This is a genomic window from Paenibacillus hodogayensis (assembly GCF_039536325.1).
Taxonomy (GTDB): domain Bacteria; phylum Bacillota; class Bacilli; order Paenibacillales; family NBRC-103111; genus Paenibacillus_AB; species Paenibacillus_AB hodogayensis.
On record NZ_BAAAYO010000010.1, the window covers coordinates 1163655 to 1179630 of the forward strand.

Genomic DNA, 15976 nt, shown 5'->3' on the forward strand with positions numbered 1-15976 from the left:
GAATATCTATGAATTTTTTGTGAGCTTTTCCGACAAAAGAACTATAAAAAAAGACGAAACTTCCCGAATTCGGGATCGTTTCGTCTATCACAGAGCCTCGTTCACTGACCGAAAGTCCTGCGTCAATTGTTCAAAATAATCATTTGTCCCGCCTTCAGCCCTTTGCGGATTTCCACCTCGGTAGCGGTCTCAATCCCTTTCTCGACGTCGACTTCCTTGCGGCTTTCCCCGTCCTTCACATGCACGAAGCTGCGCCCTTGATACGAGCGCAGGCCGACGCGGGGAATGACCAGGACGTTCTCCCTGGAGTCCGTCACAATCGTCATATCCGCTTGGGAACCGAACGCGGCATCAGGTGGAAGCGCATCCAAAGCGATCAGAAGCGATCTGCCGTTACGGTCGCTTTGGACTGTACTGCTAGCGATCGGCGCGGTTCTTGGCGTTTGCACCACTTTGCCTTTGTAAGCGACGCCCTTGAAGACGATATTCGCCTCCGCGTCCCGCTCAATAGAGGACAAGTCGTTGCTGACCGTCGTCGAATACTGGAACATCATCTCCCGGGGATCGGCCACGGCGACAATGTCTTTATAGGAAGCGATCGTATCGCCAGGCTTGATAAAATCAAGGAAAGTGACGACACCGCTGCGGTCGGCCGCGAGCTTCATCTTCTCCAAGCTCGCTTCGAGTCCTCCGAGCTTAAGCTGCTCGACATCGCGGTTCAGCACGGCCAGCCGGAGCTTCTCCGGATCGCTGGCTTTCCTCGCGTCCGCCAGCGTATCTTCCGCCTTGGCGAGGACGAGCTTCTGCTCCTTGATCTTCATCGGCATCTCGCCGGGGTCCAGTTCAAGCAGCACATCGCCCTGACTGACGGTATCGCCGGGCTTGACACGGATCGCCGCCAGCTTGCCCCCGACCGAATATTGATAAAACTTCGGGGAAGCGGGCACGAACAATCCCGTGCCGCCCACCCGCTTCACAATCGACCCGCTTTTCACCTCATAGAGGTCTTCCTGCTTCTTGACCGGTTTGAGCAGTTCCGGCTTCGCCTGTCCGGCCGCATTCACGTTGGCGCACCCGGTCTGCACCGCAGCGAGCGTGCCCAGAAGAAGCCAGCACGCCCACCGTCTTGCCTTGCCCTGAAACAAGCGATCGCCTCCCGAATGAATGTAGCGGTTGCCGCCTTACTTCTGCGGCTGTTGAGATTGCGGTTGTTGCGGTTGTTGCGGTTGTTGCGGTTGTTGCGGTTGTTGCGGTTGTTGCTGTTGCTGTTGCTGTGTCTGCGGCTGCCTGTCCGGGCGGTCTTGCCGCTCCGCACGGTCGCCTCGCTCATGACGCTCCGTCCGCTCACGCCGCTCGGCCCCGTCCTGACGGCCGCCGCGCTCCGAACGCTCCTGCCCGTCCGCCCGCTCCGGGCGTTCGCCGCGTTCAGGCCGCTCCCCGCGTTCGCGGCGCTCCGCGCCATCCGAACGGCCGTGGCGCTGCTGCCGGTCCCCGCGCTCATGACGCTCGGCACGCTGATGATGATGCTGCGGAGCGGGCCTCGAAGGCTGCGGCTGCGCCGCGCCTTGAGCGTGGACGACAGCCTGTGGCTGTGGCTGCGGCTGAGGTTGTCCGTCCGGCTGAGTTTGAACGGCAGGGTCGGCTTGCGGCTTGCCGCTGTTCACCTTGCGCAGGATGAAATAGGCGCACCCGAAGTTGCAATACTCGTTCAAATAATCGTGCAGGCCGGTCACGCACGTATCTTTGTTGCCGTTCTTATTGCTTTCCTTGAAGAAGCCTTTCAGCCGCAGCTGGCTGTAGCCCCAGTCGCCCACGATGTAGTCGTACCGCTCCAGCACCTCGCTGAAGCGGTCCCGGAACGCCTCGAAGTTGTAGCCGTTTTTGTGCTCTTGAACAAGCTCGTATGTTTTGCTGCCGATATGAATCAAAGGAACGCCTCCTTGCCCCGATTGGCGGATGCCTCGCTCAAGTGTTCGCTTGAGCCGACTTGACCTGCTCGTGCGCGTGATAGGAGCTGCGTACGAGAGGACCGGACTCGACATGGCGGAAGCCCCGCTTCATGCCTTCCTCCTTCAGCTGCGCAAACTGCTCCGGCGTGTAATATTCGACCACGCGCAGATGCTGCTTCGTCGGCTGCAAATATTGGCCGATCGTCATAATATCGCAGTCGACGGCGCGCAAATCGTCCATTGTGGCCAGAATCTCGTCCCACGTCTCGCCGACGCCGAGCATAATGCTCGACTTCGTCGGTATGTTCGGAGCCATTTTCTTCGAGCGGGCCAGAAGCTCCAACGAACGGTGGTACTTCGCCTTCGAGCGCACCCGGTCGGACATCCGCTCGACCGTCTCCATATTATGGTTGAGAATATCCGGCTTGGCATCCATCACGATGCGCAGCGAATCTTCGTTACCCATAAAATCGGGGATCAGCACTTCCACGGAGCAGAACGGCATCCGGTTGCGAATCGCGCGAATCGTCTCGGCGAAAATGGAAGAGCCGCCGTCGGCCAGATCGTCGCGGGCAACCGAGGTGACCACGCAGTGGCGCAGCCCCATCTGCTCAGCGGCCTCCGCTACGCGCTCCGGCTCCTGCAAATCCAGCTCGGTCGGCAATCCGGACTTGACGGCGCAAAACCGGCAAGCCCGTGTGCAAATATCCCCAAGAATCATAAAAGTAGCGGTGCGGTTTGCCCAGCATTCGTGAAGGTTCGGGCATTTGGCTTCCTCGCAGACGGTATGCAGCGTCTTGGAACGCATCGTTTCTTTCAATTGCTTGACATTATCGTAATCCTCGCCTGCCGGCAGCTTGATTTTGAGCCATTCCGGCTTGCGGAGCGTTTGTTTGGTCGACATCGTGGATACCCGCTTTCTGTGATCGAATAGGTTCATTATATCATGAAAGGGACAACAATCCACGCTTTACGTGACGCCTATGCTCTCTATTGTAGCGAAGCGAGCCTAAGGTCCGTAAGCGGGAAGTTGTTGGAAAAGGTGTCGATTTGTTCGCTTCCCCGCACGTCATCATCATATCTTGACCTGTATACTTGTATACAGGTATACTTACTATATCTTTTAGGCATAGTGTGGTGATCGTTATTGAGCAAGTTTCTTGTCGTTCCGGGTAAATCGCTCAGCGAGCAGGCTTACGAAGCGATACGCGATTCGATTATTACGCTTCGGCTGGAACCGGGACAGACGATTTACGAGAACGAGCTGGCCGAGTCGCTGCAGATTAGCCGCACCCCGGTTCGCGACGCGTTCCATCTGCTCTTGTCCGAAGGTCTCGTCGACGTGCTGCCCCAGCGCAACAAGCGGGTCGCCTTTATATCCGAACTGAAGGTGCGCGAGAGCAGCTTTGTCCGCTTCAGTCTGGAAAGCAGCGCGTTCCGGCTGGCCGCCCGGCATTGGGAGGCGGCAGTCGACCGCGCCAAGACGGAAAGGCAGATCGAAGCCTTGCTGCACGAGCAGGACGAAGCGGCCGAACAGCAGGACGTCGTGCGGTTTTTGCAGCTGGACGAGGAATTCCATCGCCGCATTCTCCAATTGGCCGGCAACGAGACGCTGCTGGCGGTCGTAAATCATTTGCGCGGCCATCTGAACCGGTTCCGGTATTTGGCCATGAAGGAGCTTGTCCTGACGAAAACGCTCGTGCACGAACATGAAGAGCTGTTCGACCGATTGAAGCGCGGGGACGAGGACGGCGCTGTGGGGCTACTCGAGCGGCATCTGGGCAAGCTGGATAGCGAGTTCCCTAGATTGAGGGAGCGTTTCGGCAGCTACTTCCGCGATTAAGACGAGCACTGTCTGGGCGCATCGCGGCGCGGGAAGCAGTCGGCCTGCACGCTCGCGCGGGAGCCCATTTGGACCGTCCGTATCCGGTTTGCGGGATACACGCATTATGATACACTTATGACACCAGCCTTTTCGAAGCCGGCCCGCATTCGCGGCATGCCGGTCTTCAAACGGCGTCCGGGAGGGGACATCATGGAAACCGGAATTACGCTACAGGAAAAGGATGCGCGGCTTGGCGCCATCCTTCGAGATATGGGCCGCGTGCTGATCGCATTTTCCGGGGGCGTGGACAGCACGTTCGTGCTCAAGCGCGCCTATCAGGAGCTAGGCGATCAGGTGCTGGCCGTAACGGCGGCGTCGGAGACGTTCCCGACCCGCGAATTCAATGCGGCCGTGCAGCTCGCCGAGGAAATAGGCGTGCGTCTGCACAAGACCGAAGTGAAGGAATTCGAGAACGCTTCGTTCGTCGCGAATAACCCGGACCGCTGCTACCATTGCAAAACCGGCCTGTATTCGCATCTGCAATCGCTTGCCGGAGAGCTTGGCTATCCGTATATTTTGGACGGATCAAACGTCGACGATCTGGGGGACTACCGGCCGGGCCTTCAAGCGAAAACCGAGCAGGGCGTGCGCAGTCCGCTGCAGGAAGCGGGCTTTCTGAAGACCGAAATCCGCGAGCTGTCCAAGGAACTGGGACTGCGCACGTGGAACAAGCCTTCTTTCGCCTGCCTCTCCTCGCGCATTCCGTACGGGACGAAGATCGAGAAGTACAAGATCGATCAGCTCGACGAGGCGGAAGATTATTTGTATGCGCTCGGCTTCTGGCAAGTCCGGGTACGCCATCACGATAAAATCGCGCGCATCGAGGTCATGCCCGACGAATTGCCGAAGGTGATCGAGCTTCACGAGCAGATTCACCAGAAGCTGACCTCGATCGGCTTTACTTACGTGGCGCTCGATCTGGCCGGCTACAAGACCGGCAGCATGAACGCGGTGCTCAAAAAAGAGCTGCCGCTGGCCGTAAAGGAAGATGCGGCGCGATGACAACCTTGGAACAACTGCTTAAGCTGCTGAAGGAAGGCAGTCTGGACGTAGAGGAAGCAGCACGGCGGATCGCCGAGCTGACCGAGGCGGAAGCGGCCGGCAAAGTCGACGATCTCGGCTTCGCGCAGCTTGACGTGGAACGCGAGCGGCGGACCGGCTTTCCCGAAGTCATATACGGCGAAGGCAAAACGAAGGAGCAGCTGACAGCGATCTTCCAGCGGCTGACCGGACATTCCGACCGGGTGCTGGCCACCCGGGTGGACGCCGAGAAAGCGGAGGCGGTGCTGGCCGCCGTACCGGGCTCGACTTATCATGCGGCGGCGCGGGCGCTGACGTGGTTTAAAAAACCCATCCTGAAAGTGCACGAAGGTTATGTCGCCGTCGTCTGCGCCGGGACGTCCGATCTGCCCGTCGCGGAAGAGGCGGCGATTACGATCGAATGTATGGGCAGCCATGTCGAGAAAGTATACGACGTAGGGGTAGCCGGCATCCACCGGCTGTTTCGTCGCTTGCCCGTCATCCGCGGAGCTAACGTCATCGTTGTCGTCGCCGGCATGGAGGGTGCTCTGGCAAGCGTCGTCGGCGGACTGGTGGACAAGCCTGTTATCGCGGTGCCGACAAGCATCGGGTACGGGGCGAGCTTCCAGGGGGTATCCGCTTTGCTGACGATGCTCAACTCCTGCGCGACCGGCGTGACGGTCGTCAATATCGACAACGGCTTCGGGGCCGGATACAGCGCGGGAATGATCAATAAAAATATGTCGAAAAGGTCGTGAATGTTCGTGCGTGTCGTATATTTCGATTGTTTCTCCGGGATTAGCGGCGACATGTCGCTGGCCGCGCTGGTCGACGCCGGCGCCGATCGGGCTTACGTCGAGAGCGAGCTGCAAAAAATTCGCATCGAGCCGTTCGAGCTGCAATGGAAGCGGGTTAATAAAAAAGGCATTTCCGCGTTGAAGATGGATGTCGCGCTCGATCCCCACAAGCAGCCGACCCACCACCGCCATTACGCGGATATCGTGAAAATGATTCAGGAGGCCGGCTTTAACGAACGGACTACGGCGCTCAGCTTGGCCATTTTCGAGAAAATCGGCGTAGCCGAAGGCAAAATTCACGGCATTCCGCTCGAAAAGGTGCATTTTCATGAAGTCGGCGCGATCGACTCGATCGTCGACGTCATCGGCGTCGCGCTGGCGCTCGATTCGCTCGAGGCCGACCATATTTATTGCTCCCCGGTTCCGCTCGGCTCGGGCACCGTACGCTGCGATCACGGCTTGTACCCGGTTCCCGCCCCGGCTACGCTGGAAATGATGCGCGGCCTGCCGATCGCCCCGACGGATTACGCCATGGAGATGACGACGCCGACCGGCGCCGGCATCGTAGCAGCGGTCGTCAACGGGTTCTCTAAAGGATTACCGCCCATGGTGGTGGAATCGATCGGCTACGGAGCCGGCACGCGCGATCTGCCGAACCAGCCGAACGTGCTCCGCGTCGTCGTCGGCAAAATCGACGCGTACGCCGCCAAATGGACCGCACCCAACCTGCACCTGCATGCCGAACACGGCCATGAAGAGCATCATCACCATCACCATGGGGACGACGGGCTCGATCATGGGCATGGGCATGGACACCATCATCATGGTCATGAGCACGATCATCATCATGACCACCACGACCACCATCATGATCATGACGACCATAGCCATCACGATGACCGCGATCATCACGACGGTCATGATGATCATGACGACCATGATCATCACGTGCATGGCTCTCATCACCATGGCCATGAGCACAGGCACGACGACGAGCACAGAACAGGGGCGAGCCCGAAGCATTAAGGAACCGCTCATCCCGACAAGGGTACGCATAGAAACAGGCTTGCTCAAGGATTCGATCCTCGGCAAGCCTGTTTTTTTCGGTCGTAACAGCCGTTTGTCCGCAAAGGCGGCTTACGCTTTTTTGCGCTCGGGCTGGAGATGCCGGACGCAATCGTAAAGCGCATATTCCCAATGCTCCCCAAGGCGGGCAACCGTCGTTACCGACGTATTTTGCAAACGGTCGCCGGTGGACTCGTCCTGCATCAATGCCTTTAACGTTTGTCCGAGCGCAGAACCCTGGCCGTTTCGATTACTTCAGCGTCTTCACCAGACGACTCGCTTCGCCGTTAGGCGTATCGATCGTTTCGTAAACTTTGACGATAAGCGGATACTGGTACGTATCCGTGTGCAGATTGGCGAACGTAATGTCCTGCTGCCCGCTGATCAGCTTGTTCGTCCCCGTGAACGGAATCGTCTCCGAGCCGATGGCGCGACCGAGCGAATCGGTCAGCTCGATTTTCATCTTCGAGAAGTTTTGATCCACGACCACGTCTTCTACCCGCTCCAGCCCGATATCGAGCTTCATCCGGTACGAGTAACCCGTCGCCGCATTGTACATGCCGTTAACCGTCCAGTAGTCGATCTTCACGTTATACGGATAGAAGGAAAGCGTATCGCTTTCGCTTTCGGTCTGCACCTTCGTACGGATGGAAGCGATCGCGCTGCCGTATGGAGCGGTCGTCTGATTGTCCAGCAGCCGGATCGCGAACCGTTCCCCGTCTTCCGTTGCCGGAACCATAAACGAATAGCTGACCACATAGCTCAAATCGGGCATCATCGACGTTGTCGTCATCGTTTGGCGGGTTCCGGTGTATGCCGCTCCGCCAGAGCCGACGATCTCCGCTCCGAATGCCGGCAGCGATACGGTCGCGCTGCCTTTGTTGCGAATCTTGAATTTGGCGATGACGCTCTTGAAGCCTGCTCCGTCGTTCTCATGCATATGCAGCTCCGCTAGCGAAACCTCGGTATTCGTATCGATCAGCTTGCTGAGCGGATCGAAAGCGATCGGCTGTCCTATCGCGTAATTTTCCGTCGTGGCCACCGGCTCGGCCGTGCCCCCCGCCGGAACGGCAACCTTGAGAGCCGCCGCGTCGAAGGTCGACGCCTGCGGGCCTGCCGAGAACGTGCCGGTCGTCATCAGCAGCAGGCTGTCCAGAGCCGTGCCTGGGTCGCTCGGAATGGCCATATGGACATATTTTTGCTCCCCTGCGGCAAGCGTAATCGGCTCCTTCTCGACCCGCTGGCCGGGGTATACCTTATCGCCCGCTTTGCCGTCCAACCGGAACGCATCGACCGTATCGGCGACGGTGCCCGTATTGCGAGCGGATAAAGTGACGACATGAGCATGGCCTTCCGGACCGTTATGCTCCGTATAGCCGATCGGCGTGTAAGCAATCGCGGAGTCGACGCCGGGGAGCGTGAATGGCGTTCCCCAGGCAGTCGGCTCCAAAGGCTGATCGAAGTCGGCTTTGGCCGAATTCCATACGCGGGAGAGCGGCATGGTCAGCAGCGTACTCTCCAGCTTCGGGTATACGTACTCATCGACGTCGACGAATTTGAGTGCGGTCCAGACGATATCGCCCGGCCGGTCGATCGTGATGAGATACGAGAGCTCGGCGCTTTCCTTCCCCATCAAGGAACGCGCGTTGGCCGAGCTTGCCGGCAGCGTATATTCGAGGCCGTCTGCGGAGACGGCCCGCAGCTCGAAGTCCGGCACCCGGACGAGGGTCCCTCCGTCGTTGCGGAGACGGACGACGACGGCCAGTTGGGTGCCTGCCGATCCTTTGCTGACGGCTGCGGTCTTCAGCTCGGCTCTGATTGTGCTCGAAAGCGTATAGGCAGCGGCGGTTGCGGTCGGCGCATATTCGGCCGAAGCCGGGAGCACGGAGCCGAGAAGCGCAGCGGACACGATAACGGCCGCGAGTGCCGGTTTCCATCTTCTATTGTTTGTCATGGCGAGCCCTCCGTATCAGATAGTTATGCTTCATGGCGTCTTCACTTCCACCTTCTGCCCGTCCTTCAGCCGGTGTTGACCGGATACGATCAGCTTCTCGTCCGGCTTCACTCCGTCCAGCACCTCCTGGAACGAACCGTTCAGACGGCCCAGCTTCACTTTGCGCTTCTCCGCCTGATCGCCCTTCAGCACGTACAGGAACGCATCCCCGCCCTCGCGGACGATGCTCAAGGTCGGGACGGCTACGACCGTCTCTTCCTCGGGGGTCGTCAGCTGCACCTGCACGCGGGTGCCCGGCTTTAAATATCCGTCGGCATTATCGGCTTCCAGCTCGAGCGGATACAGCTTCGTCGCCGCGTCGGGCAAGTTGGCCAAGTACGTCACCTTCGCCTTGATCTGCTTGCCCGGATTGTCGCTGGAATAGACGACCAGCTCCGGCTTGCCGGCGGCCAGCTTGGCCGTCGCTTCCGATAAGTCCGTTTTGATCTTGACCCGTTCCGTTTGCTGCACGACGCCGATCTTGCCGCCTCGCGGCATCGTCATGCCGACCGTCACGTTCATATCGGTCAGCACGCCGGAAGCCGGGGCTTTGACGTCATATTCCTCCAGCGCCCGGTTGGCGTCCTGGACGGAAAGTCGTGCGGCATCCACTTGCGCCTGCAAGGCAGCGAGCGAGCTAGACTTGTTGAGCGTAACCAGCTTCTGACGGGCAGCGTCCAGATCGCGGCGCGCGTTCGTCACCTGGGTTTCCGTCTGCTCCAGCTGCCGCTTGGTAATCGCGCCGGCGTCGAAATCGTTGCGCGCTTTGTTGTAGTCCTTCTCCAGCTCCTTGACCTGCTGCTCTATCTTGGCAACGGAGTTTTCCATATCGGTTTTACCGGAGTTGAAGTCGTCCGCCGATTTGGATAAGGATTGCTGGGCGCTGCGCATCGACGTTTCAGCTTTTTCTTTTTGCGACAAAGCGTCTTTGTCATCCAGCCGGATGATAACGTCGCCTTCTTTTACGAGATCGCCGTTTTTCTTCAGCACGTTCCAGACTTTCCCTTCGGCCTTCGCCATCACTTCCAACTGGACGATCGCATTAACACTTGCCACCTGCTCCCGCGGGTTGCCCATGCTCCGCTTGGCGATCGTCTCGACCTTGACCGCTCCTTGCTCTGTTTCCGTTGCCGCTGGCGCGGGCCCCGCCGGGGCCGAGCAGCCGGCGGTCAGAGCCGCCGCCAGCAGCAGCGACCCCGTGATCCGCCAACCGTATTGTGTGAAAGCTGTCGTCTTCATGTCGCTAGTCTCCCCTCTATATGTCCGTCCCGGCACCCGCCGGAGCCGCTGCCTGAATCCGTTTCTTGCGGCCGATACGGCCGATCCTGGCTTTGAACGCCTCGATCAGCTCATAGACGACCGGCACAACCACTAGCGTCAGCAGCGTCGATGTCGTCAAACCGCCAATGACGACGACCGCAAGCCCTTTGGATATCATGACGCCGTGGGAAAAACCGAGCGCCAGAGGCAGCATAGCGACGATCGTCGCACCCGCCGTCATTATTATCGGTCGCAGCCGGACGATGCCGGCCTCAATCAGCGCGTGCCGCACCGTGTATCCCGTTTGGCGCAGCTGCTGGGCGCGGTCGATCAGTACGATTGCGTTCGTGACGACGATCCCGATCAGCATCATGAAGCCGATCATCGAGGTGACGTTCAGCGATTCCCCGGTCAAGGCCAATCCGAGCAGGCCGCCGATTACGGCAAGCGGCAGCGAGAACAGGATGGCGAACGGCGCGCTGGCGTTGCCGAACGCAAGCACCATAACGAGATATACAATGAGGATGGCGACCGTCATGGCCATAAACAGCTGCGAGAAGCTTTCGTTAATATCTTCGTTTACGCCTTTCACTTCCCGCGTTACCCCGCTCGGCAGCTCGACGCTTGCCAGCGCGGCGGTCACGTTGGTGGTAACCAGCAGCTTATTGGACGCATTGATCGTCGCGCTTACCGTAACGACCTGTGCCCGGCTATCCCGGCTAAGCGTAGCCGGAGCCTGCACTTCCTCGATTTTGGCGACGTCGTTTAAATAAACGAATGCGCCGTCCGGGGTTTGCAGCTGCATTTTGCCGATTTGCTGGAGCGAATTTTTGTCCGCCTGGGAGATGCCGATCGTCGTCTTATAAAGCACGTTGTCCAGCTTGATATCGCCGAGATTCTCCTTGCGAACCCAGGCGCCGGCCGCTTCCCGGATCGTGGCGGGGCTTAAGCCGAACCGCCGCGCCTTGGCCGAATCGACCGTAATCTTCACTTCGGTTTTGGCGTCCTGCAGCGTGTCCTTGAGGTCCGTCAGTTCGGGGAACTCCTTCATCTTCTGACGCACCAGCTCGGCCCCCTGCTCGAGCGCGGCCTGATCGTCTCCCTTGAGCGAGTACGACAAGGTAGACGAGGATACACCACCGCTGTTCATCCCGGCGAATTTGAATTCGGAGCCCTGAGGCAGATCCGCCAAGATGAGATCGATAATCCGTTTCTTGACCGGCTCGGGGTCGGTTCGTTCGTTTACTGCCGTATAAAACTGCGCGCGGTACGGAATTTGCTTATCGCTGCCGTCCCCTCCATATCCGACCAGCGCTTCCACGTAAGTGAACGTGGGCTCTCCGGACGCATCTTTGGTTTCGCGCAGAAGTTCTTCGATCTTCTTGGCCTGCAAGTCCGTGCTTTCCAGCGACGTCCCGTAAGGAAGCTTCATGTTGAACGTCATATTGCGGTTAACCCCGTCCTCCGGGAAAAACTCGATGGCCAGCATCGGAATGGTCGCCACCACGGTAATGACAAACAGCAGACCGGATATGACCAGCGTCTTGATGCGGTGAGTCAAAGACCAGTTGAGCGCCTTCTCGTAGAACGAGGTGACCCGGTCTCTTTTGTGCTCGTCATGATGCTTGATATTGCCGCTCTTGAGTACAAGCAGCTTGGCCAGCATCGGAATGACGGTGAGCGCGACAATCAGCGACGCCATCAGCGAGCAGGCCACCGTCACGGCGAACGGGCGGAAAAACTCGCCGATCATACCGGACAACAGGCCGATCGGGGCAAATACCGCCACCGTGGCGAGCGTCGACGAGGTTATCGCCATTGCGACTTGACGGGTAGCGAGCAGGATGACCGACTCGTTGCGTTCCTGCGCTTTTTGCAAATTCGTGTACGTGTTCTCGATAACGACGATACTGTCGTCCACGATCCGTCCGACCGCAATGAACATGCCTCCAAGCGACATAATGTTCAGCGTAATGCCCAAGTAGTGCATCATAATAAGCGTCATGACGACGGACAACGGAATCGAGACGAGTACGATCAGCGTCATCCGGATGTTGCGCAGGAAGAGCAGGATCATCAGAGAGGCGAGCAGCGCTCCGATAATGCCTTCCCTCAGCAGTCCGCTGATCGATTCGCGGACAACGTCGGCGCCGTCGTATACCGTCGTAAATTTGACCTGGGGCTCGCTCTTGGCGAGCTTGGCGATCAAAGCCCTTGCGTCGTCCGAGAACTCGACAGCGTTCGCGCCGCTTGTTTTGTACAAGTTGACGCCGATTGCAGGCTGTCCGTCCAAACGCGCGATAAAGTCGAATTCGGATATCGCTTGGATCGACGACAATTCCTTCAACAGTAGCGTCTGGCCTTTGGGGCTAACCAATTCCAAATTCTGTAGGGCATAGAGGCTGTTCATATCCCCGCTGACTCGGGCCATCCTCGCGTTGCCGTCGAACTCGACAGCCCCGATGGCACCGTCGGACAACGCAGTCCGGATGGCGCCGGATACTTGAGCCGGGGTAAAGCCGTAGACAGTCATTGCGTCCACATTGAGCTGAATGTCCATGGTCATTTCGCGGACGCCTACCGAATCGACGTGGTCTACGCCGCGTATGGATTTGAATCCGGGCTCGATCGTGTCCTTGTAGATTTTATCCAGCTCGGACTGGCTCATCCCTTCATCGGCGTAAGCCGCCAAATACATGGCCGGAATGGACGAGAAGCCAACAGTCGACGCTTTGGGACGGGTCGCCGTTTCCGGCAATCCAACGTCTTGAAGCAGGTCTTCGATCTCCTGCTTCTTTTTGTCGATATTGGTGTTCTGCTTGAATTCGATCGTGATCATCGCCATGCTGTCGCTCGAAGTGGATTGGAGGGTGTTGATGCCTTCGACGTTCGCAATCTTGTCTTCGATCGGCTTCGTGACTTTGTCCATCACATCTTTCGGCGGAGCCGGATATGAGGATGTGATGATGATCCACGGTATAGAGATGTTTGGCATATTTTCCACTTTCAGCTTCGATGCCGAGTACATGCCGCCGCTGAACAGCAAAATGATAATGATGATAACGGCAGCCACGTTTTTCATGGAAAACTTGATAAATCCGTTCACCCGGTTCCCCCCTGTTCAGAATAATTGCTCTAAGCATAACGGGGCTGTATGAACGGATCGTGAATCAAGATGAACAGAGCATGAATAAAATGTGTACATTTTGTGACAAAAAATGACCCGTAAAAGGCGGCCTAGCGGAATTGCAAATCCAAGCGAGCGCTCAAAACGCAAACAAGGCTGTCGGGTATGTCCCGACAGCCCATCCTTGCTTCGCGCGCATCCAAGCCTGATTTCAATGCTTCAAGAACCGGCACTTCCCCCCGGCGGAATTTCCCGCTTTCGTCTGGCAGTGGAAAAGCTCGGCAGATTGACCTTAACGGTCGTTCCTTTCCCCGGCTCGCTTTCCAGCTTGACGATTCCGCTGTGCAAGGTCACGATCCTCTTGACGATTGCCAGTCCGAGCCCGCTGCCCTGCTGACGGTTCGTGTGCGACCGGTCCGCCTTGAAAAAGCGATCGAACACGTTGCCCCGATCGGCCGCGGAAATACCGATTCCGGTGTCGGCGACGGCCACCTCGATCCGGTCCGTCGTCTGGCGGATGGAGACGGCAATACGTCCCCCCTCCGGCGTAAATTTGATGCTATTGCCGATCAGATTAATCCAAACTTGGCTCATCTGATCCTCATCCGCGCATATTTTGATTTGCGGCAAATCCAGTTCCAGCTCGATCGATTTGCCCGACCATTGCGGCTCGCAAGCGACGACGGCCCTGCGAATCTGCTCGTCGAGGTCATAGGTGCGCGGCTCGAACGGATGACGGTCGGATTCGAGAGATGCGAGCTTCAGCAGATTTTCGCTCATCCGCGACAGCCGCTCGCTCTCCGCCTGAATAATGTCCAGATACCGGCTGCGGTCCTCCTCCTTCAGTGCCTTGTGACGAAGCGCTTTGGAAAAACCGGATATCGACGTAAGCGGCGTCTGAATTTCGTGCGACACATTCGAGACGAAGTCGCTGCGCATCTGTTCGAGCTGTTTGATATCGCGGGTCATATCGCTGAAGCTTTGCGCCAGCTCGCCGATCTCGTCCCGCCGTTTGTGCCAGCCGAAATCGATGTCGAAATCACCCTTGGCGATGCGTCGAGTGGCGTCCTTCATGACTCGCAGCGGCTTCACGATATAGCGCGCGGCGATAAGCGTAAAGAGACTGCCCAGTATAAGAGCGATCACAAGCGATAGCAGCACGATCCACATGACCAGCCGTCCCTCCACGCGAACGGAAGGCTTGATCAGCAATGCGTAACGGTGCGAATCAATGTTGAACGGAACGCCGGTAATGATGCTCGTCCCTTCGTTTCGGCGGCTCCGGTACGTTTCGCCGGCCAATACGGAGGAAATAACCGAATCGGATACTACGATACTGACTTCACCCGCTGCAGGATAGCTTCTCAGCGTTCCGCCGGCGTCGGCGAGCTTGAAGTCGTAATTGAGGCGAGAGTCCATGGTTTGGAAATACGGTTCGGCCCCATCGACACCATACTGGCCGTAAAGCTGGATGAGCTTAGCACCGAATGCTTCCGAGGAACGATGATTGCTGGCGATGTATTGGTCCGTAAACAGGGCCATCACGCCGAGCGTCAGGAAAAACGAGCCGATCTGTCCAAGGATAAAGGCCCCCAAAAACGTGAGCACGACGCGGACGTACAGCGTCTTGATCATTCCTTCACCTCGAGTTTGTAACCGAGCCCGCGAATCGTAATGATCGCAAGACCGGACAACTCCTCCGGAAACCGTTCGCGCAGCCGTTTGATATGAACGTCTACCGTCCGTTCGTCGCCATCGTAGTCGCCTCCCCAAATTTGCTCGATCAGCTGGTTCCTCGTAAAAATTTGGCCGGGATGGCTGGCCAGCCGGAACAGCAGCTCGAATTCCTTTAGCGGGAGCGTGACCCGTTCATTGCCGCGGTACACTTCGTGCGACTGGCGGTTCAGTTCCACGTAGCCGATATGCACCTTATGCGAGGCTTGAATCCTGTACCGCTTGAGCAGCGCCTTAACGCGGACGATCAGCTCCGGAGGATCGAACGGCTTCACGAGATAATCGTCGGTGCCCAGTTGGAAGCCTTTGACTTTATGCTTCGTTTCCCCTTTGGCCGTCAGCATGAGCAGCGGCACGTCCGGATAATCGGCCGTCAGCCGCTGGCACAATTCCCAGCCGTCCATCTCCGGCATCATAATATCGAGTACGATCAGATCGGCGCGCCCTTTTTGCATCAGGTCCAGCGCCTCCACCCCATGATTGGCTTCGGCCACCTCGAAGCCTTCCTCGCGCAAATAAAAACGGACGAGTTCGCGGATATACGGGTCGTCGTCCACGATCATCACTTTCGCCATTCGATTCGCTTCCCTTCATTCCAAAGTGCGGTTGTCCGCATAATTCCTGCGCACTTCCTCGTATACCCGCTTCAGCGGCACGCCGCTGCGTTTGGCCGCGGCTTCGCATTCCTTGAATTCCGGAGCCATCTGGACCAGTTCCCCCCGGTGAAAACCGAGCTTGACCGCGATCGGCCCCCATTCCGTCTCCACCTGCACGAATTGCCGGGCCAGACGGTGTACCTCCGCTCTCACATAACGCAGCCCGAGCGTCGTCGTCTCGGCGAAGACGATCGTCTCGATCTGCTCCAGCCGTTCCTCCGCCACAAGGACGTTGAGCATCATGCCCGGTCTGCCCTTTTTCATAATAATCGGAACCCAGTACACGTCGTTGGCGCCCGCCTCAAACAGACGGTCCATGACGTAGGAGCTGAATTCCGGATTCATATCGTCCAGATTGGCCTGCACCAGCACCATATGATCGTCGACATGCTCGGTTCGGTGATCGAACATCGGCTTTCTCCCTTTCCTTTCATCTGCCTCTAATGGTATCAAATCGGCCCCTGCTCTGTAAAACGAAGGAAGCGGATAT

At 57.9% G+C, this 15976-nt stretch carries 14 protein-coding genes; 4 read left to right on the forward strand and 10 right to left on the reverse strand.

Annotated features, from left to right (window positions below; all coding sequences use genetic code 11):
- Positions 1–122: 122 nt before the first annotated feature.
- From ABD796_RS23960 to lipA, 3 genes are read right to left on the reverse strand one after another with little or no spacing between them, the layout of a single operon-like run.
- Positions 123–1145, reverse strand: coding sequence for an efflux RND transporter periplasmic adaptor subunit (locus tag ABD796_RS23960; protein WP_344912657.1), 1023 nt, complete (start codon positions 1143–1145; stop codon positions 123–125).
- Positions 1146–1181: 36 nt separating this feature from the next.
- Positions 1182–1928, reverse strand: a complete 747-nt coding sequence (locus tag ABD796_RS23965; protein WP_344912659.1) for a YutD family protein — start codon at positions 1926–1928, stop codon at positions 1182–1184.
- A 37-nt stretch (positions 1929–1965) separates the two neighbouring features.
- Entirely contained in the window at positions 1966–2853 is an 888-nt protein-coding gene (gene lipA, locus ABD796_RS23970; protein WP_344912661.1) for a lipoyl synthase, read from the reverse strand.
- Between the two features lie 243 nt (positions 2854–3096).
- Between lipA and ABD796_RS23975 the strand changes: the two genes are divergently transcribed.
- From ABD796_RS23975 to larC, 4 genes are all read left to right on the forward strand, one after another.
- Positions 3097–3792, forward strand: coding sequence for a GntR family transcriptional regulator (locus tag ABD796_RS23975; RefSeq protein WP_344912663.1), 696 nt, complete (start codon positions 3097–3099; stop codon positions 3790–3792).
- Positions 3793–3984: 192 nt separating this feature from the next.
- The gene (larE, locus tag ABD796_RS23980) at positions 3985–4836 is read left to right on the forward strand and encodes an ATP-dependent sacrificial sulfur transferase LarE (protein WP_344912665.1); all 852 of its coding nucleotides are present in this window, start codon (positions 3985–3987) and stop codon (positions 4834–4836) included.
- Entirely contained in the window at positions 4833–5612 is a 780-nt protein-coding gene (larB, locus tag ABD796_RS23985; protein ID WP_344912667.1) for a nickel pincer cofactor biosynthesis protein LarB, read from the forward strand. The genes larE and larB overlap by 4 nt, the downstream gene beginning before the upstream one ends.
- Before the next feature lie 6 nt (positions 5613–5618).
- Positions 5619–6677, forward strand: a complete 1059-nt coding sequence (gene larC, locus ABD796_RS23990; protein WP_344912669.1) for a nickel pincer cofactor biosynthesis protein LarC — start codon at positions 5619–5621, stop codon at positions 6675–6677.
- Positions 6678–6788: 111 nt separating this feature from the next.
- On the opposite strand, the gene ABD796_RS23995 is transcribed toward larC, so the two are convergent.
- From ABD796_RS23995 to larC2, 7 genes are all read right to left on the reverse strand, one after another.
- Positions 6789–6920, reverse strand: coding sequence for a hypothetical protein (locus ABD796_RS23995; RefSeq protein WP_344912671.1), 132 nt, complete (start codon positions 6918–6920; stop codon positions 6789–6791).
- 46 nt (positions 6921–6966) lie between these two features.
- Entirely contained in the window at positions 6967–8670 is a 1704-nt protein-coding gene (locus tag ABD796_RS24000) for a hypothetical protein (RefSeq protein ID WP_344912672.1), read from the reverse strand.
- A gap of 30 nt (positions 8671–8700) precedes the next feature.
- Positions 8701–9948, reverse strand: coding sequence for an efflux RND transporter periplasmic adaptor subunit (locus ABD796_RS24005; RefSeq protein WP_344912674.1), 1248 nt, complete (start codon positions 9946–9948; stop codon positions 8701–8703).
- Positions 9949–9964: 16 nt separating this feature from the next.
- Positions 9965–13075, reverse strand: coding sequence for an efflux RND transporter permease subunit (locus ABD796_RS24010; RefSeq protein WP_344912676.1), 3111 nt, complete (start codon positions 13073–13075; stop codon positions 9965–9967).
- A 240-nt stretch (positions 13076–13315) separates the two neighbouring features.
- On the reverse strand, positions 13316–14731 hold the full coding sequence (locus ABD796_RS24015) for a sensor histidine kinase (RefSeq protein ID WP_344912678.1): 1416 nt from the start codon (positions 14729–14731) through the stop codon (positions 13316–13318).
- Positions 14728–15405, reverse strand: coding sequence for a response regulator transcription factor (locus tag ABD796_RS24020; protein WP_344912680.1), 678 nt, complete (start codon positions 15403–15405; stop codon positions 14728–14730). The genes ABD796_RS24015 and ABD796_RS24020 overlap by 4 nt, the downstream gene beginning before the upstream one ends.
- A 15-nt stretch (positions 15406–15420) precedes the next feature.
- Positions 15421–15897, reverse strand: a complete 477-nt coding sequence (larC2, locus tag ABD796_RS24025) for a nickel pincer cofactor biosynthesis protein LarC2 (RefSeq protein WP_344912682.1) — start codon at positions 15895–15897, stop codon at positions 15421–15423.
- Between the last annotated feature and the right edge of the window lie 79 nt (positions 15898–15976).